Origin of the sequence: Stakelama pacifica (genome assembly GCF_004361835.1) — a bacterium.
Classification (GTDB): domain Bacteria; phylum Pseudomonadota; class Alphaproteobacteria; order Sphingomonadales; family Sphingomonadaceae; genus Sphingomonas; species Sphingomonas pacifica.
Window position 1 is genome coordinate 83,847 of the sequence record NZ_SNWD01000005.1, and the last position, 19,123, is coordinate 102,969.

A 19,123-nucleotide genomic window follows, 5' to 3' on the forward strand; every position below is an offset into this window, starting at 1 on the left:
ATGGAGCGAGTTAATGGCAGTTGGCGAAACACTGACACGAGCGGACCTTGCGGAATCAATTTATAACCATATCGGATTGTCGCGCGCTGACTCGGCCCGTTTTGTGGAGGATATTCTCGCCCATATGTGCGAAGCGCTTTCACGCGGCGAAAATGTAAAAATTTCAGGATTCGGCAGCTTCATTCTGCGTGACAAGAAAGAGCGCATCGGTCGTAATCCGAAAACGGGCGTGGAGGTGCCGATCGCACCGCGCCGGGTCCTGACCTTTCGCGCGAGCCAGATGCTGCGCGACCGGATCGCCGAGGCGGATTGAGCGCCAGGCCCGCCTCTAACGAAAAGAAGGTGCCCGAGGCGTTCCGGACAATCGGCGAGTTGTCGGCGGAGCTGGACATCCCGCAGCACCGGCTGCGCTATTGGGAAAGCCGCATCACGCAGCTTCGCCCGGTGCAGCGGGCAGGTCAGCGGCGCTATTACCGGCCGGAGGATGTGGCGCTTGTTCGTCGCATCCACCTGCTGCTGAGCGAGGAAGGCTACACGATCGACGGCGTCCGACGGGTGCTGGATCAGGAAGCTGGCGGTACGCCCGCGACAAGCCGGACCGACAGGTCGGCAAAGCGCGATGCCGCGCCTTCCGCCGCGAAGCTGCGGGCGGTTCGCGCCCTGCTGGCAAAGGCGCTGGCCGACGATCTGGGCTGACAGGCCCGGGGTGGCGCCGCCATCGCGGCCCGCAAATAGTCGCTTCGATCGTCATCATGGCGAGACATATGCGCGACAGAAAGGGCGTCCCTTTCCGCGCATGGAGTCGCTGTCTTATGGTTCGCTTCCGTTCCCGTTCCGCCTGTCTTCGCCGTGCCCTGGCTTTTTCCTTTGCGCTGATTCTCCCGGCGCAGACGGGCGCACACGCCGGCGAGGTCGATCGGGTGGAGGGATTGCCCGCATCGCTTCGTCTTGATCAGGTGCGGATCCTGGGATCGCATAACAGCTATAAACCCTTTCCCGACGCGCGCGCCGAACATCGCATCCGTACGCTCGCGCCCGACGACTGGAACGGCCTTGCGTATGGCCATCCGCCGCTCGAGACGCAGCTCTCGCTCGGCATCCGGCAGATCGAGATCGATGTCGCGCCGGATCCGGACGGCGGACGCTATGCCGAACCCTATCTGATGACGACGCCACAGGCGCGCGCAGAAATGACCGCGCCGGGGGCAAAGGTGCTGCATGTCGCGGGGGTCGATACCGGTACGCACTGCCTGACCTTTCGCGACTGTCTGACGACGCTGCGCCGCTGGTCCGATGCGCACCCCGGCCATCTGCCGATCACGGTGCTTGTCAATGCCAATACGTTCGATGCAGTGCCCGGATTCAGGCCTTTTTCGGCGCAGTTCGACGCCGCAACGCTCGATTCGCTCGATCGGGATATCCTGACCGTCATCGGCCGCGACCGGATGATCGTTCCCGATCAAGTGCGCGGCGATGCCGCGACGCTGGCCGATGCGGTGCGTGCGCATCGCTGGCCGACGCTAGGCGAGGCGAAGGGCAAACTCCTGTTCGTCTTCGATGCCGGAGCGGAGGATGAGGACCGCTATCGTCAGGGCCGTCCCTCCCTCAAAGGGCGTGCGATGTTCGGCTATTATCCCGAAAGCGCGGCCGAGGCGTCGATCTTCAACATTCAGGACCCGCGCGGGCAGACCGACCGGATACAGCAACTCGTGCGGAAGGGCTTTCTGGTGCGTACCCGAACCGATGCCAATACGGCCGAAGCGCGCGCGAAAGATTATTCGCGGCGCGACGCGGCGGTCGCATCAGGCGCGCAATATATCAGCACCGATTATTATGACGGCGCTCCCGATCCGCTCGGTCTCGGCTTTCGGGTGACGCTGCCCGGCGGCTGGTGGCAATGCGATCCGGTAACCGCGCCGCGCTGCGATCCGTCAGCACGATAGGCGGAAAAAAAGGGGCGGCCGGCACGATGGCCGACCGCCCCCCGAAAAACGAACCGATCGCGCGGTTACATGCGATAGGACAGGTTCAGGAAGTAATTGCGCCCGGTCTCAATATAGCCGCCCGAGCGGTCGACCGACAGCAGCGCCGAATTCTCGCCATAGGTCGCCCAGTAATTGGACGCGTTGAGCAGGTTTTCGACCGCGACACCGACGGTGAACCGTTCGGAGATCGAGTAATTGGCGGTGAAGTTCATCATCGATACCGGCTGCATATAGGTATCGGGCTGAGGATTGCGGACATCGGCGAGCTTGTTGCCGCTGTAGTTATAGTTCAGCGCGGCGCTCACGGGGCCGTGATTGTAGAAAAGCTCCGCGTTCAGCATCACCTGTGGCGCCTGCGGCATCCGGCGCTTTTCGCGCACCGGCTGATTATCGGCACCGCGCGTAATCGCAATCGTCGCATCCGCGCGTTGCAGCGTCAGGCTCGCCTGCAGCCCAAGTCCGTCGAATACGCCCGGCAGATTTTTGAAGCTGTACCGGCCGAACAGTTCGACGCCATATACATCGCCCTTGCCGCTCGAATCGTTCGATGTGACCTCGATATTATCGCTTCCCTGAGAAGGAATGCCGACCAGCGTCGAGTCGGTCGAAGTAGCGAACCAGATATGCGACAGCCGCTTATAATAGGCAGCGACCGAGAAGAAGTCGGTTCCTGATCCGGCGATCTCAAGCGAACCATCGACATTCCATGCGGTGGTCACGTCGAGATCGGGATTGGGCACGCTGATCGACTTGATCGTGCGTACCGGCTTTCCGTCGATCGTCTGCACATCATAGGTGATGTTGGTCGGGCCGACGAGCAGGCCGAAGGCAGGCCGGGTGTAGCTCTTGCGTACCGACAGGCGATAGACCGTCGAATCGTCGGGGCGATAGGAGGCGATGACGCTGGGCAGCCACTGATTATAGCTTTTGGTGCTGGTGACAAAATGGCTGGTGTCGGTCGTGCCGTCATCCTCGCTCTGCCAATAGGTCGCCTTGAACCGGTTATGTTCGAAACGCAGGCCGGGCACGACCGACAGCCCGCCGCTGGTCAGGTCGGCGGTGATATAGCCCGCCAGACGCTGTTCGGTGCCGTCGAGCTTCTGCTCGTTCAGCACATCAGGGTCGACCGTGGCGAGTTTGCTCAGCGACAGTTCGCGCGCCTGCCCTTCGATATAATCATGGTCGTAGATGAAGAACGGGATTTGCGCACCGCCATGCATATATTCGGTGACGAGCTCGCCCGGCGCCTGATCGAGCGTCGGGATATTGTCGCCCGAAAAATCATATGACAGCGCTTCGTTGATTCCGTTCGATCCGCGATCCGCGGTTTCGAATTTCGCGCCCGCATGGATCGCGCTCAGCCCCTGATCGGCGAGCTTGTAGTGAAAATTGACTGCGCCCTCGCCCTTGGATTCCTCGACATGCTGGAACTGGACCGTCGAATAGGTTTCCTTGAAATTGGAAAAATCAGTCAGATAGGCGCGCGCCGCATCGTCCAGCACCACGCGCGGAGCGATGGCGTCGTTGTTGCTGGTGATGAGCTGAAACGTCGCGGTGCCGGTGTTGTCGCCGCCGATATAGGCCGGGGTCTGATATTTGGCCTGAAGGCGGAAGGGATATTCGTTGCGTCCCTTCGAATAGGCGCCGTAGAAATCGGCCGATGCCCGGTCGCTGATCGTCACGTCGCCGCCCAGTTTCGTCGTGAACAGGCGCTGCTTATTATGTTCGGTGCGGAAATAATTGCTGCCGCCGACGCCGTAAATCGCGACATAGCCGTCCGCGTCATACATGCCGCCGCCGGGATTGGGATTGATCTGGTTCGACGACAGGTCGACCTGGCGGATCGCGGTCTGGTCCATCCAGCTTTTCAGGCGATACTCGCCATAAGTGCTGCGCGAATAGAGGGTGAACGCGTCGCCCTTATATTCAAGGTTCAGTGTACCGCCGAAGCGCTCGATCTTGTTCTGATAGACGTTCCACGACACGCCGCGACCAAAGGCATTGTCCAGATTGTCACGGATGCTGCCGGGGACATTATTGTCGTATTTGACATAGTCCTTATGCATCGTCGTCGCTTCGCCATAGACGTTCTTCTTGCCGTAATAGGCCGAGGCATAGACGCCGAAATTGTCGAAGGTCTGCGCGGTTTCGATCTGCGCGGTGCCGCCCAGCGAATCCTGATCGCGCGCCGCGGCGCGGCCGTTTACCTGACCCTGCGTGCGGACCTGAAAATAATGGTCGGGCAAAGCGAAGGGTGAGGCGGTGACGAAGTCGATGATCCCCGCGATCGCATCGCCGTCCTGCGCGGCGGTGGGGGCCTTGTCCACGCGCACCTCGGCAAGCGAGAAGGGCGAGAGCAGGTTCATCGAGATGGCGCGGTTATTCTGGTCGGTTTGGGCCAGCCGCACGCCGTCGAACTGATAGGCGTTATAGCTGGTGTCGAGACCGCGGATCGAGACATATTGCGCCTCACCGGTCGCGGCCATGTTGAACCCCTGACTGACCGAGGAGCTGAGGCCGGGGATGCGCGTCAGCAGATCGGCGAGATTCTGCTGCGGCTGCGCGCGAAGCTCTTCGCCCGACACGATCGTCACCAGCGATTTGCTGTCGAGCTGTTCGTCCTGAACCTTTTTAATCGCCTGCCGCTGGCCGCTGACGACAATATCGCTTGCGTCGCGATTCTGATCGATGTCGGCGAGTGTTGCTGCGGCGTCGTGGGCGGTCTCGCCGGCATGGGCGAAGGACGGAATCTGCATGGCGAGGATGAGCGCCGTGCCCGCGAGCAGGCGCGCGCCTGCCCGGTTCAGGATAATAGACATTTCGATATTCCCTACAAAGCGTGGTTCGCAAAAGGGAACGACCCCCGGGCCGCCCTCCCCGGCGCGGCGGCTAAACGGTTTATGTTGCAGCGCGACAACGAATTTGCGGCAAATCGGCGGCAGAAATATTTAAGTAAAATGAATTGATTTATATCGCGTTGAATTCGCTCGCATTCGCCTGAAACCCTCTGGTTCCGGCGATTTTAACAGGCGGCGTCATAAAGCCTTCATGTGCCGTCCCTAGGCGTGCGGCATGATCCGACCGCTTATTCGCGCCGTAACGCTGACGGCTTTCCTCGTCTTCACACCGCTCGCATCGGCCGCGCCTGCCGGCACCCCGGGCATAGAACGGATGGTACTGGTGATGCGGCACGGGGTCCGCACGCCGCTGCATGGGGAGGTGCCCGACGGCACGCGCACGGGAGCGCCATGGCCCGAATGGAAGGCACCCGACGAACAGATAACCCCCCATGGCGCAAAGGCGCTGCGCGCGCTGGGTGAGGCCGATCGGCGCTGGTTCGCGGCGCATGGCCTGATCGCGGCGACGGGATGCCCCGACACGTCTGCGGTTCGGATCCGCGCCAATATCTCGCCGCGTACGATCGAAAGCGGCCGCGACTATGCCGATGGGCTCGCGCCGGGTTGTGCCCTTCCCGTTTCGCATCGGATGGACGGCGGTGCCGATCCGCTGTTCGAGCCGCTATCGGCGCATCCCGCGAAGTTCGACGCTGACGCGGCGGTGGCTTCGATCCGCAGCTTTACCGGCGGTCCCGCCGCGCTGGCCGAGCGGCATCGTGCCGGGCTCACCCTTCTCGAAACCGTGCTCGCCTGCCCCGCCCCGGGACCGTGCAGCCCGGTTGCGCCCTCCGCCGTCGTGCCGACCGCCGACGGGCACGGTATCAGCCTGACCGGGCCGATCCGGGCGGCATCGGGTACCGCACAGGTGCTGATGCTCGAATATCTCGAAGGCTTTCCGCTGGCGAAGGTCGGCTGGGGCCGCGCGACGCCGGATGTGCTGAAGCGGCTGGGCGCGGTGCACGGCGCGCTGTTCGATGTCTTCAGCCGTCCTCCTTATATGACCGCGTTCCAGATGGCGCCGACCGTCGACCGCATCCTTCGCGATTTCACGGCGAAGGACGCACCGCGAATCGACATGCTGGTCGGACATGACACCAATGTCGCCGCGCTGGGCGCGCTGTTGCAGGTGCCCGTTGAGGCACCGGGCTTTGCGAAGGGCGATCCCTCGCCGGGCGGCGCGCTGGCGCTCGCGCTGGTCCGTCAGGGGGATGGCAATCCTGCCGTGAAAGTGTGGTATCGCAGCCAGAGCGCGCAGGCGATCCGCGCAGCAAGCGATCAGGTCCAATGGACTCCGCTCGCCATTCCCGGGTGTGACGAGGGCGCGGACCATCTCTGCCCGCTCCCCCGTTTCAAAACGCTGATCCTCGCCCGGACCGCCGCCGCGCGAGAATGAGCGGGATCAGGGCGCGGGCGGCGGCATATCTTCGCCGCGCCGATCCTCATACTATGGTGCATTGATCTGATTCTATCGGACGATTGGGTTCGCCAGTCCCGCTACCGAAACGTGTTTATTAGTCGCGATCGGGGCCGAGCGCGGGGTCGATGTCGCGCGGGCGGACGAAATGGAGCAGATGGCCGGTGCCGTCGCCGACATCGGCCCAGCGATCCACGTCGAAGCGGATGACCGCGACGCTTGCGGTGGGGAATTTCTGCTCGACCAGATCGCGCAGCGGCTCGTCCGCACCATGGGGTACGAGCGTGAGTACCAGCTCCTCCAGCCCCGGATTATGCCCGGCGAGCATCACCGTTTGCGTCTCGTCCGAAAATTCGCGGACAATGTCGACCAGCGTCGCTGCGCTGGCCAGATAGGCGCGCCGGTCCCAGTGCGGTGCCAGCGTCCGGCAAAGTCCGTGCGCGAAATGCTCCAGCGTCTGTTCCACCCGCACTGCGGGCGAGGCGAACAGCGCATCGAACGGCAGGTTGAGCGAGCGCAGGGTGCGCCCCATCGTCACCGCCGCGCGCTCTCCCTTCGCATTGAGCGGACGATCGAAATCGCGCGAGACGGTATCGTCCCAGCTCGATTTGGCGTGGCGCAGCAGGATCAGCGTCTTCATGGCGCTCCGTCAGGCTTGTTCGCTTACCCCATGCCGCATGCGCGTTACGGATGGAAGACGCTGCGCGCGCATCACTGCTTCATCCAGCGTCATTCGCGTGACCGGTGTGCCTTCAGGAAAGGCGCTGAGCAGGCGCGAGGGCATGGCGGCGCTCAGCAGCACGAACATGCCGCGATCGTCCGCGCGCCGGATCAGCCGCCCGAACCCCTGCGCCAGTTTCGCCCGAACGATGCGGTCGTCATATTCGCGCCCGCCCTCGGCCATGCGCCGCGCAGCGTGCAGCACGGTCGGCTTGGGCCAGGGAACGCCCTCCATCACCACCATGCGCAGCGAATGGCCGGGAACATCCACCCCATCGCGCAGCGCATCGGTCCCGATCAGCGAGGCGCGCGGATCGTCGCGGAAAATATCGACCAGCGTCCCCGTATCGATCGGATCGACATGCTGGGCGTAGAGCGGCAACCCTTCGCGCGCGAGCCGGTCAGCGATCCGCGCATGCACACCGCGCAGCCGCCGGATCGCGGTAAACAGGCCAAGCGTTCCCCCCTCCGCCGCGACGATCAGCCGCGCATAGGCATTGGCGAGCGCGGCCAGATCGCCCCGCTTCACATCGGTGACGATCACCACTTCGGCCTGCGCGGCATAATCGAACGGGCTGACCGCTTCGAAATGGGCGGCCCCGCGCATCAGATGGTTTGCCCCGCTGCGCGCATCGGCGACCGACCAGTCACCCCCTGCGCGTAAGGTAGCGGAGGTCACCAGCACGCCGTGCGCAGGCTCCAGCACGGTTTTGGCGAAGGGGCGGCTGGGGTCGATCCAGTGGCGGTGCAGCCCGATATCATATTCGCGCCCCTCGACCCGGTCGACGGCCAGCCAGTCGACGAAATCGGGATCGGCAGGCCCGCCGATCCGCGCGATCAGGGCAAGCCATGCGCCCACCGTTTCGGTCCGCCAGCCGAGCGAGGCGATCGCGCCCTCGATCCGCGCACGCGCGGGGCCATCCATCCAGTCGGGTGCTTCGGCAAGCACCGCCTCCAGCCGCCGCCCCAGCGTGACCATCGGGCGGATCAGCGCATCGAGCGCCTCGCCCGCCGGACCTGCCGCCTCGACCAGTTCGGGCGACGGCTCGGCAAGCTCGGTTTCCAGCCCGTATCCCGCATCGCTCCCCTTGGTATCGCGCGCATAAGTGAGGCCCCGCACCGCGGCGAGCAGCGCTTCTACGGGCCCGAACGGTTCGCCCTCATTGATCCGTTGCAACCAGCCATCGCTCGGCAGCGCCATCGCGGCATCGACTGCCTGCGCAATCGCGCGCCCGCCCTGTTCGTCATAGCTTGCCACATCGGAAAGCCGTGCCGACAGCCCGCGCCGCCGCCCCCGGCTGCCGCGCTCCGGCCCCATGATCCAGCGGCGGATTTCGATCGCTTCCTGTCCCGTAAGCGCGGCGGCGAACATCGCATCGGCGGCATCGAACAGATGATGCCCTTCGTCAAAGACATAGCGGGTAGGGCGGTTCTCGCCTTCGCGCCCACGCGCTGCATTGACCATCACCAGCGCGTGATTGGCGATGACGATATCGGCATCGGCGCTCGCCCGTGCGGCGCGTTCGATGAAGCATTTCCGGTAATGCGGGCACCCGGCATAGATGCACTCGCCGCGCCGGTCGGTCAGCGCGGTCGATCCGTTGCGGCGGAAAAGCGTCGGCAGCCAGCCGGGCAGATCACCGCCCACCATGTCGCCATCCGCGCTATAGGCCGCCCAGCGCGCGACAAGCTGCGCCAGCACCGCAGCGCGCCCCGCAAAGCCGCCCTGAAGCGCATCCTCCAGATTGAGCAGGCACAGATAATTCTCCCGCCCCTTGCGCGTCACCACCCGGTTGCGGCGTTCCTCGTCATCGGGAAACAGCCGCTCTGTCTCGCGCCCCAACTGGCGTTGCAGCGCCTTGGTAAAGGTCGAAACCCAGATCGCGCCGCCCGCCTGCTGCGACCAGAGCGAGGCGGGGGCGAGATAGCCCAACGTCTTGCCGATCCCCGTCCCCGCTTCGGCCAGCACCATATTGGGCGAATCGCGCATGTCGCGCGGGGCAAAGGCGCGCGCGGCGGCGACCGAGAAATCCCGCTGCCCGGTGCGGCGTTCCGAACCCTGCCCCGTCAGCTTGTCGAGCTGTTGCTCCACCGCCTCCGGTTCGATCGTCACGCTGCGCGGCGGCGCCCGGCCGGGGCTTTCCTCCCATTCGGGAAGTTTCGAAAACAGCCAGCGTTCGGCGCGTTCGGGTTTTGCGATGCGACGGGTAACCAGCGGCGTCCAGGGCCAGCGTAGTCGCCCCAGCGCCTGTGTGGCGGTCCATGCGCCTTCGCGCTCTGCCCAGTCGGGTGCATCGATATGCGACAGCAGCGCGCCGGTCGCCTCACGCAGAAACGCAGCGACATCGTCCTCGCGTTCCGGAACCGGCAGACCGCAGGCGCGCGCCAGCCCCTTTGGCGTCGGCACCATGAAGCGGGCAGGGTGCAGGAACGCGAACAGCTCCAGCAGGTCGAGCCCCGACAGATCGCCATAGCCCAGCCGCTGTCCGATCAGCGGGGCGTTCATCACGATCACCGGCGTGTCAGCGGCCAGCCGGATCGCCTCGCCGCGCGAAATGGCACGCGTTTCGCCATCGGGCGTGGCGACCCAGGTGCCGGAATGGCTCGCATGCAGCGCGGGATGGGGAAGCGTCGGGGTCACCCCGCCTCTTTCGCGTATCGGGAACGGAATGGCAACGACGCGGCTCAACGCGGCCTGCGATCGGGACTGCCAGAACATGCTGCACTGCAACCGGGTTGCGTTATGTAACTAAGTAACATAACGGGGTCGGATGCGTCCGCACTCCCGGTCCTTCTGCGCGACTTCCGCCCGCCGCCCTGTGCGCGGCCCGGCGGCAGGCGTGGTGCGTCTGGCGGTTCTGCTGATGGTGATGCTCGCCTTTACCTGGCAGGCATTTGTCACGCGCAGCCATGTTCATGTCGAAACCATGCCGGCGGCGGTTACCCGCGCGGCGGTGAAGGCCGAGCTGCTGAACCATTATGCCGACTGGCCGGTACTCGAAAAGGCAGAGCCGTCCTGCGCCATTTGTCAGGATGCGGCGGCGACCGACCATCATCTGCCCGGATCGCCGGTCACCTTCGAAGCGACGTCAGCGGCCGTCTATACGATCTACGCGGTTGCGGCACAGATTGCGCGCGTCGGGCATATCGCTCCCGGCTGGAACAGTCGCGCTCCGCCACAGGGCTGAAGAAACCGACCGTCGATCCGGCGGTCGCCTCTTTGTTTCCTTCTTCCATTTTCCGGAGCATTTATGCGCAACGCACTTCTTCTGGGCGCGGCCACTGCCGCGCTGCTTCCTGCCGTGGTTCACGCTCAGACCGTACCGACCGACGCCCTTGCCCTGTCGGCCAATGCCGCCGCCAAATCGGGCGACATCATCGTCACCGCCACGCCATTCGACCTTGACGCCGATGAAACGGCCAGCATCGCCGCCAAGGTCGATCGCCAGCAAATTCTCGAACAGGGCGGAGCGAACCTCGCCGATGCACTGAAAAATGTACCCGGCATTTCGGCGAGCAGCTTCGCCCAGGGCGCCAGCCGCCCGATCATCCGTGGCATGGACGCATCGCGCGTGCGCATGCTCGAAAACGGGCTGAGCAGTTCGGACGTGTCCGATATCGGCCCCGACCATGGCACCCCGATCGATCCGCTTTCAGCGCAAAGTATCGAGGTCGTTCGCGGTGCGGCGTCGCTGCGCTATGGTAGTCAGGCGATTGGCGGCGTCGTCAACGCGATCAACAACCGCGTGCCGATGGCACTCCCCGATCAGCCGCTCAGCGGTACGATCAGTGGCGGCTATGACAGCGTTTCGGATTCCGGCGACGGATCGGTGATGGGCGATGGTCGTGTCGGAAACCTCGCAGTTCATGTCGACGGCTTTTATCGCCATGCCGATGATTACGACACGCCGCTCGGCACGCAGGCGAACAGCTTTTTCCACGGTTTCGGGCAGTCGGTCGGCGCATCCTATTTCTTCGGCAACGACAGCAAGAGCCATATCGGTGCGGCGATCCAGCGCTATGACGCGCAATACGGCATCCCCAGCGACAGCACCTATATCGACATGCGCCAGACAAAGGTCCTGACACGCTCCTCCTTCGATCTGGGATCGGGCCTGTTCAAAAAATTCACCTTTGACGGCAGCTTTTCCAAATATGCGCATGATGAGGACGAACCCGGCGGCACCGTCGTCACCACATTCCGTAACAAGGAATATGACGGGCATGGCGAGCTGCTCCTCGCGCCGATCGGCCCGGTCAAGAATATCGCGATCGGCAGTGAGGTGACGCGCCGCGAATTTTCGGCGGTTGGCGAAGACAGCTCCTATCTGTTCCCGACCCTGACCACCAGCGAAGCGGGCTATATCGTCACCGATTCGCCGCTCACCGACAGCCTGCGCCTGCAGGTCAGCGGCCGGGTCGAGCATGTGCGCGAAACCGGAACTCCGGCATCCGACATCGCTACCGTGCGCGACTTCACCCCGGTGAGCGGTGCGATCGGTGCGCTCTATGATGTCGGCGGTGCGGGCATTGTGAAGCTGGGCCTGACCTTCTCCTCGACGGGGCGGGCGCCCGCGATCACCGAACTCTATGCACGCGGCGGACATGATGGGCCCGACACGTTCGAGACCGGCGATCCCAATCTGAAGATCGAACGATCAAACTCGCTCGAAGCGTCGCTGCGCGTCAATGCAGGGCCGTTCCGTTTTGAAGGCAGCGCGTACAGTTCGTGGTTCCACAACTATATATATGGCCAGTTGACCGGCCGGACCTGCGATGATGACGGCGTATGTGCCGTGGGAGGCGATGGCGACCTGAAAGAGCTGAACTATCAGCAGCAGGGCGCGCATTTCCGCGGTCTGGAGGCGAAAGCGTCCTATGCCGTAATGGATGACGGCAACCGCCGGCTGGAGGTCAATGCGCTGGGTGATTATGTTCGCGCGACCTTCGACGATGGCAGCAACGTGCCGCGCATCCCGCCCTATCGCTATGGCGGCGGGCTGTCGTGGAGCAGCAAACCCTTCGACGCGGATGTCCAGTTCATCCATTATGCGCGCCAGAACAAATATGGTGCGTTCGACTTTGCCACGCCGAGCTATAACGATCTGAGCGCCAGCGTGACCGTGCATCCCTTTACGGAGAACCGGAATATCGCGCTGTCGGTGGTGGGCCAGAATCTGACCGATGATGTTCAGCGCAATGCCGCCGCGCTGAACCGGGCGGATGTCGTACAGCCGGGCCGCAATATTCGTGCGGTGCTGAAGATCGGCTTCTAAACAAAGGCCTTTTCGGGAGCCGGGCGTGTGCCGTCCGGCTCCTTCCTGCCTCGGCGGGCGATCCGCTCCGCATGCAGCGCGGAAGGGCGGCGGCCATGCCCCGATTGTCGTCCGGCAGGAACAGACCGGCTCCGAAGATCGGTCTAACGGGCAGTTGGGAAGGCGGCGCCTTCCCGGACCAATGTTGCAAAATTGTCATATTGCGGCGGATTTTGGTTAACGCGCGACGTATTCCTGTCGCCAAATGACAATTATCAAAACATTATAAGCCTTCGCACCCGCGCATCAGATGCGGGGCTCGGGAGGGTGCGACACACCCGCGGCTGTCGTTCGCAAACCGGGCGACAGCCGCTTCAATCTGATAAATAAGGGGAAAATCCAATGCGCACCACGACCCTGTTGCTCGGTAGTGTCGCGATGATCGCGATGCTGACTCCCGCGGCGCACGCCCAGAGCGGTGCGGCAGCCCAGACCGAACAGCAGGATTCGGATGCAGCAATCGCCGCCGGACAGGACATCATCGTCACCGGTACGCGCGCCGAAGGGCGCACCCGGCTCGATGCGATTTCTCCGGTCGACGTGTTGTCGGCCGATGCGCTGCAGCGGCAGGGGACGACCGAAACCGCCGCCGCGCTCGCCACGGTTGCGCCGTCGATCGACTTTCCCCGTCCTTCGGCGACGGACGGCACCGACGCGATCCGCCCGGCAACGCTGCGTGGCCTGTCGCCCGACCAGACGCTCGTGCTGATCAACGGCATTCGCGGCCATCCTTCGGCGCTGCTCAACGTCAACGGCTCGGTCGGGCGCGGATCGGCTTCGGTCGACCTCAACACCATCCCGACGGCTGCGCTGCAAAGCATCGAAGTGCTGCGCGACGGTGCTTCCGCGCTCTACGGGTCGGACGCGATTGCCGGTGTGGTCAATCTTCGCCTGCGGCAGGAGCGGACCGGCGGCGGAGCCTCGGTCACGTTCGGCGGCTATGACACGCATGTTCCCGCGACGCTCGCCCCGCGCGATGTGACCGATGGCGGTACGGTCACCGCATCGCTGTGGCAGAATATCCCGATCGGCGATGAGGGCTATCTCGACCTCACCACCGAATGGACCAACCGCGAACCGACCAGCCGGGGCGATCTCGACACGCGCGATTCGCCGGCAAAGGTGCGTTCGCGCTTCGGCGACCCCGATGTGCGTCAGCATACGACCTATGCGAATCTGGGCGTGCCGCTGGGCGATAGCGGCTGGCAGGTCGTCGGCTGGGGCGGCTATCAGCATCGCCGCACCCAATCGGCAGCCTTCCCGCGCAACCCGAGCAACAGCAACAATGTCCCGTCGGTATATCCCGACGGCTTCCTGCCGCTGATCCAGACGGTATCGGAAGATTACACGATCACCGGCGGGGTGAAGGGCCAGATTTCGGGCTGGGATACCAGCCTGATCGCCTCTTATGGCCGCAACAAGATCGATTATTCGACGATCCATTCGATCAATGCCAGCTATGGCGCGGATTCGCCGACCGAATTTTATGACGGTGCGAATGTCTATGATCAGTTCGTCACCAATCTCGATATCAGCCATGATTATGCGTTAGGCGGCGGCGACCTAACCGTCGCTGCGGGCGCCGAATATCGCCGCGAAAGCTATCAGATCGAAGCGGGCGAGCCGCTTTCCTATGCCAAAGGCCCGCTTGCCGCATCAGCGGGAGCGCAGGGATTTGCGGGGTTCAGCCCGGAAAATGTCGTCGATCAGCATCGCGACAATGTCAGCGGCTATCTCGATCTCGAAGGGCGTTTCGGGCCGATCAGCATCGGCGCTGCGGGCCGGGTCGAACATTATTCGGACTTCGGCACCACCGCGAACGGCAAGCTGTCGGGCCGGTGGGATATCTCGCCCAGCTTCGCGCTGCGCGGCGGCATCCAGACCGGCTTCCGCGCGCCCTCGCTGCAACAGCAATATTTTACCTCGATTCAGTCAGTGATCATCGACCGTCAGGTCGTCCTCACCGGCACCTTCCCCTCGGTCAGCGAGCCCGCTCGCCTGTTGGGCGGTCAGCCGCTCGAACCCGAAAAGTCGACCAACTATTCGCTTGGGTTCGTCTATCGCAGCGGCGCGTTCAACCTGACCGTCGACGCCTATCAGATCGACCTGCGCAACGGGCTGGCGCTCTCGGAGAATATCGTGGTGTCGGCGCTGGACACCCCACAATATCGGGACATCTATAACAGCCTGATCTCGCAGGGCGTGCAGCGCGCCCGTTTCTTCCTCAACGGCGTCAAGCAGCGTGCGCGCGGCGTCGATGTCGTCGCCAATTACCGGCTCGATACGGACAATGCCGGCCGGTTCAACTTCACACTGGCAGGCAATTACAACGATATCGATGTTCGCTCGGTCCCCGAAACCACCTCGGTCCTTGACCCCGCCCCGACGCTGGTCAGCCGTCAGCGGATCGTGTCGATCGAGGACGGCACGCCGCAGACCAAGATTACCGGCAGCATCGACTGGTCGCTCGGCGATTTCGGTCTGACGGCACGCGCCGCTTATTACGGCGATGTTAACCAGCCGGGTTCGACCTCGGCCACCGACCTGCACACCGGCAAGCATATCATCACCGATGCGGAAGCGCGCTTCACGGTCGCCGATCAGTTCCATTTCGGCTTCGGCGTCGACAATATCTTCGATGTCTACCCCGACGCCGCTCCGGCTACGGTGCCGCAAAGCGGTGTGGTCGCCTTCCCCTTCTACTCGCCCTTCGGTTTCAACGGCCGTCGCTTGTACGTGAAGGCTGGTCTCGACTGGTAAGTGATTGATTTCAAGGGCGTGTGATCATCCCACACGCCCTTTTCCCGCAGAAATCCGGCGCATTCGGCCCGGATGACGACTGGCACCGCTACAATAGCGATAACCGATTCCGTGCCCGCCGCTCCGGCGGGTATTTGGTATCGCCCATGGATTTTGCGGAGCCAACCGATGACGATCAGACAGAAGCTGCTTTCCTGCCTCGGCCTGTTTGCTGTCATCACCCTGTTGCTTGTCGGCGCGTTCTGGACCTCGGCGAGCACGAGTCGCACCGCGCTCCACACCGTCCTGCACGACCGCGTCGTTCCGCTGCGCGACCTCAAACTGGTCGCGGACAATTATGCGGTTCGCATCGTCGATGCCGCGCAAAAGGCCGAATCCGGCAGCATCAGCATCGCGCAGGCGGCGAGCGATATCCGCGAAGGTCAGGGGAACATAGATGCCGCCTGGCAACGCTATCGCGCCACCCGGATCGAGGGCAGGGAACAGCAGCTCGCCCTCGAGGCGCAGGCGCGCATGCAAAATGCCGACGCTGCCGTGAAGCGGCTGCAGGCGATCATGGCGACGGGCGACCGCGCCGCCTTCGACCGGTTCGTCGCAAACGATCTCTATACGGCGATCGACCCGGTATCCGATGCGCTGGCAAAGCTGGTTGATCTGCAGATCGAAATCGCCTCCGAACATACGACGGAGGCGGAATCGAACGCCGCGCTTGCGCTTACCGTCATGGCGATTCTCGCCGCCATCGCCGCTGCCATTCTCGCCTTTTCCTATTTCACCATCACCCGCCGCGTGATCGACCCGATCAAGGCGCTCGCGACGCTGATCCGCGAACGGGCGCAGGCGTCGGGCGAGCAGCATCTGCCGGACCTCGATCGGAAGGACGAGATCGGCGATATCAGCCGCTCGGTCGACGCCTTCCTTGCTGCCGCGGTCGAGAAGGAGCGCCGCAACGCAGCGGTCGCGGCAAAGGAACAGGCGACCGTTGTCGACGCGCTCGATACCAGTCTCGCCGCGATGCAGGCGGGCGACCTTACGGCGACGATCACCGTCGATTTCCCGCCCGCTTATGCGAAGCTGAAGACCAATTTCAACGCCACGCTCACCGCGCTGCGCGATCTGATCGGTTCGGTCGTCACCGGGGCTGCCGCGCTGCGCTCGGGCACCAGCGAAATCGCACAGGCGGCCGAGGACCTTGCCCGCCGCACCGAAAGCAACGCGGCAAGCCTTGAGGAAACGTCCGCCGCGATTGCCCAGATGGAAGAGCGGCTGCGCACGACCGCCGGTGCCGCGACGACAACGCTTACCCGCGCAGACGGAGCGATCTCGACGGTTTCGGACGGGCGCAAAGTCGCCGACGAAGCGGTGCAGGCCATGGCCCGTGTCGCGGAGGGCGCGCGTGGTATCGACGATGTGATCGAGGGGCTCGACAAGGTCGCGTTCCAGACGCGCGTGCTTGCGATGAACGCCGCTGTCGAGGCAGGGCGCGCGGGTGAGGCGGGACGCGGCTTCGCGGTCGTCGCCGATCTCGTCTCGGCGCTCGCCATGCGCGCCGAGGCGGAGGCCGCGCGCGCTCGCGAACAGCTCACCACGACTCAGGCCGATATCAGCTCCGCCGTCGCCATGGTCGAGCGCGTCGACGGCGCGCTTTCCAATATCTCGGGCGATGTGGGCGAGGTTCACGGCCTGCTGGGTCAGATCGCGACCGACAATCAGGCGCAATCTTCGGCCATTACCGAAATCAGCAGCGCAGTGAGCGCGATGGATCAGTCGACGCAGCAGAACGCCGCGATGGTCGAGCAAACGTCCGCCGCCGCACGCAACCTCGCTGCTGAGGTGGAGATGCTCAGCGCTAATGCATCGACCTTCCATGTCGGCGATGGTTCGACCCCGCGCGCGCCGAAACCGTCACGGTCCGCCCCGATGCCTGCCGCGCAGCCAACGCTCGCGACCAGCTTTCGCCCGCAACAATCGGCAGCGGCGAACAACGCGCATCCGGCGGCGAAGGTCATCCACGATGCGGCGAAGCGCGGCAGCGCGGGTTCGAACGACTGGACCGAATTCTGATCGGTCGGCGATGAACCGGGCGGGCGTTGCGCTGATGCGCAAACCCGCCTCAGCCCATTGCGCTTCGCCCCCATTCGCGGCACAGACCGTCGCGTTATGAACAGCAACACTTCCTATCGCGACGCGGCGCTCACCGCCAAGGCCTGGCCCTATGAAGAGGCGCGCAAGCTCCTCAAACGCTATGCCAAGGGCGCGCCCGAAAAAGGCTATGTGCTGTTCGAAACCGGCTATGGCCCGTCGGGCCTGCCGCATATCGGCACGTTCAACGAAGTGCTGCGCACCACCATGGTCCGCCACGCCTTTGAAACCATGTCGGACATTCCGACGCGGCTGATCGCGTTCAGCGACGATATGGACGGGCTGCGCAAGGTGCCCGACAACGTCCCCAACAAGGAAATGCTGACCGAACATCTCGGCAAGCCGCTCACCCGCATCCCCGATCCGTTCGAAAAGTATGACAGCTTCGCCGCGCATAACAACGCCATGCTGCGGCAGTTTCTCGACCGGTTCGGCTTCGAATATGAATTCGCTTCCTCGACCGAATATTATGAAGGCGGAAAGTTCGACGAGGCGCTGAAGAATGTGCTTCGTAACTATCAGGGCATCATGGACGTCATGCTGCCGACGCTGCGCAAGGAGCGTCAGGCGACCTATTCGCCCGTCCTGCCGATCAGCCCGAAATCGGGGGTCGTGCTTCAGGTGCCGATCGAAGTGGTCGATGCCGATGCCGGGATCATCGCGTTCGAGGATGAGGGCGAGCGGATCGAACAGAGCGTGCTGGGCGGCAAGTCCAAGCTGCAATGGAAGGTCGACTGGGCGATGCGCTGGGTCGCGCTTGGCGTCGATTATGAAATGGCGGGCAAGGATCTGATCGATTCGGTGACGCAAAGTTCTAAGATCGCGCGCGTGCTCGGCGGTCGCCCGCCCGAAGGGTTTAATTACGAGATGTTCCTCGATGAAAAGGGGGAGAAAATCTCGAAGTCGAAGGGCAATGGCCTCAGCCTCGAACAATGGCTGACCTATGGTCCCGACGAAAGCCTTGCCTTTTACGCGTACCGCGAACCGAAAAAGGCGAAGGCGCTGCACATGGGCGTCATCCCGCGTGCAGTCGACGAATATTGGCAGTTCCGCGCCAATTATGCCGATCAGGATGTCGAAAAGCAGCTCGGCAACCCGGTTCACCACATCCATAACGGCCCGCCGCCCGCCGATACGCTGCCCGTAACTTTCGGGCTGCTGCTCAATCTGGTTGGGGTGATGGGCGCGGATGCGAGCAAGGAACAGGTCTGGGGCTATCTCGGCAATTATGTCGAAAACGCCTCTCCCGAAACCTACCCGGCGCTCGACGATCTGATCGGCTATGCACTCGCCTATAACCGCGATTTCGTCGCACCGACGCTGAAACGCCGCGCACCCGAAGGCGTCGAGATCGAAGCGCTCAAGCGGCTCGATGCGGTGCTCGCCGACCTGCCCGCCGATGCGTCGGCCGAAACGATCCAGAACGAAGTGTACGAGATCGGCAAAACCGGCGGTTTCGACAATCTGCGCGACTGGTTCAAAGCGCTGTACGAAACGCTGCTGGGTTCGTCGGCAGGCCCGCGCATGGGCAGCTTCATCGCGCTGTACGGCGTGGAAAACAGCCGCAAACTGATCGCCGAGGCGCTCGCGAAAGCCTGATAGTCAGTCGTCCGGCGGCGACGCAATCCATCGGTGCACGCCGAACCGGATTGCTTCGCGTGCCGGGCAGGCTGGCACCCCTGGCCCCATTACCGTTCGCGCAGAGCTTGTCGATGCGCCGCCCTTCTTAGCGGGCACCGCGAAAGAACGGTCCTTCGACAAGCTCAGGACCAACGGAGGTGAGTAGGGAGACCCGGCGGTCAGCGACGAAGCCCGGCCACCACTCCCACCACCCGTTCGCTTCGAGCGACGTTGGCAAGGGTACCCCGAACGCTGCTCTGGAGCGCGCCT

The 19,123-nt window shown here is 63.6% G+C and carries 12 protein-coding genes; 9 read left to right on the forward strand and 3 right to left on the reverse strand.

Translation table 11 applies throughout. The annotated features are described in order from the left end of the window. Positions 1-13 precede the first annotated feature (13 nt). The 3 genes from EV664_RS09385 (at position 14) to EV664_RS09395 (ending at position 1,943) form a co-directional block, all read left to right on the forward strand. A complete protein-coding gene (locus tag EV664_RS09385; RefSeq protein WP_133495576.1) occupies positions 14-313 on the forward strand; it encodes an integration host factor subunit alpha in 300 nt (99 codons plus the stop codon). A gap of 29 nt (positions 314-342) precedes the next feature. Next, positions 343-696 (forward strand): MerR family transcriptional regulator, encoded by a 354-nt coding sequence (locus EV664_RS09390; RefSeq protein ID WP_229668198.1) that lies wholly within the window; start codon positions 343-345, stop codon positions 694-696. A 116-nt stretch (positions 697-812) separates the two neighbouring features. After that, positions 813-1,943, forward strand: a complete 1,131-nt coding sequence (locus EV664_RS09395) for a Ca2+-dependent phosphoinositide-specific phospholipase C (protein WP_133495443.1) — start codon at positions 813-815, stop codon at positions 1,941-1,943. 65 nt (positions 1,944-2,008) lie between these two features. On the opposite strand, the gene EV664_RS09400 is transcribed toward EV664_RS09395, so the two are convergent. Next, positions 2,009-4,804, reverse strand: coding sequence for a TonB-dependent receptor (locus EV664_RS09400; RefSeq protein WP_229668197.1), 2,796 nt, complete (start codon positions 4,802-4,804; stop codon positions 2,009-2,011). A gap of 253 nt (positions 4,805-5,057) precedes the next feature. Between EV664_RS09400 and EV664_RS09405 the strand changes: the two genes are divergently transcribed. Continuing rightward, entirely contained in the window at positions 5,058-6,275 is a 1,218-nt protein-coding gene (locus EV664_RS09405; RefSeq protein ID WP_133495444.1) for a histidine-type phosphatase, read from the forward strand. A 118-nt stretch (positions 6,276-6,393) separates the two neighbouring features. Here EV664_RS09405 and EV664_RS09410 read toward each other — a convergent pair whose 3' ends face one another. Both EV664_RS09410 and EV664_RS09415 read right to left on the reverse strand, forming a co-directional pair. Beyond that, positions 6,394-6,936 carry a SixA phosphatase family protein gene (locus tag EV664_RS09410; RefSeq protein WP_133495445.1) on the reverse strand — a complete coding sequence of 181 codons (543 nt, stop codon included), beginning with the start codon at positions 6,934-6,936 and terminating at the stop codon, positions 6,394-6,396. 9 nt (positions 6,937-6,945) lie between these two features. Continuing rightward, positions 6,946-9,657, reverse strand: coding sequence for an ATP-dependent DNA helicase (locus tag EV664_RS09415; RefSeq protein ID WP_229668196.1), 2,712 nt, complete (start codon positions 9,655-9,657; stop codon positions 6,946-6,948). A gap of 130 nt (positions 9,658-9,787) precedes the next feature. On the opposite strand from EV664_RS09415, the gene EV664_RS09420 reads away from it, so the two are divergent. The 5 genes from EV664_RS09420 (at position 9,788) to EV664_RS09440 (ending at position 18,832) form a co-directional block, all read left to right on the forward strand. Continuing rightward, the gene (locus EV664_RS09420) at positions 9,788-10,204 is read left to right on the forward strand and encodes a hypothetical protein (protein WP_133495447.1); all 417 of its coding nucleotides are present in this window, start codon (positions 9,788-9,790) and stop codon (positions 10,202-10,204) included. Between the two features lie 63 nt (positions 10,205-10,267). After that, positions 10,268-12,292, forward strand: coding sequence for a TonB-dependent receptor (locus tag EV664_RS09425; RefSeq protein WP_133495448.1), 2,025 nt, complete (start codon positions 10,268-10,270; stop codon positions 12,290-12,292). A gap of 381 nt (positions 12,293-12,673) precedes the next feature. Further along, entirely contained in the window at positions 12,674-15,091 is a 2,418-nt protein-coding gene (locus EV664_RS09430) for a TonB-dependent receptor plug domain-containing protein (protein WP_133495449.1), read from the forward strand. Between the two features lie 168 nt (positions 15,092-15,259). Then, positions 15,260-17,155: a methyl-accepting chemotaxis protein gene (locus EV664_RS09435; RefSeq protein WP_133495450.1), complete on the forward strand. Its 1,896-nt coding sequence runs from the start codon at positions 15,260-15,262 to the stop codon at positions 17,153-17,155. A gap of 96 nt (positions 17,156-17,251) precedes the next feature. Beyond that, positions 17,252-18,832 (forward strand): lysine--tRNA ligase, encoded by a 1,581-nt coding sequence (locus tag EV664_RS09440; protein WP_133495451.1) that lies wholly within the window; start codon positions 17,252-17,254, stop codon positions 18,830-18,832. Positions 18,833-19,123 lie beyond the last annotated feature (291 nt).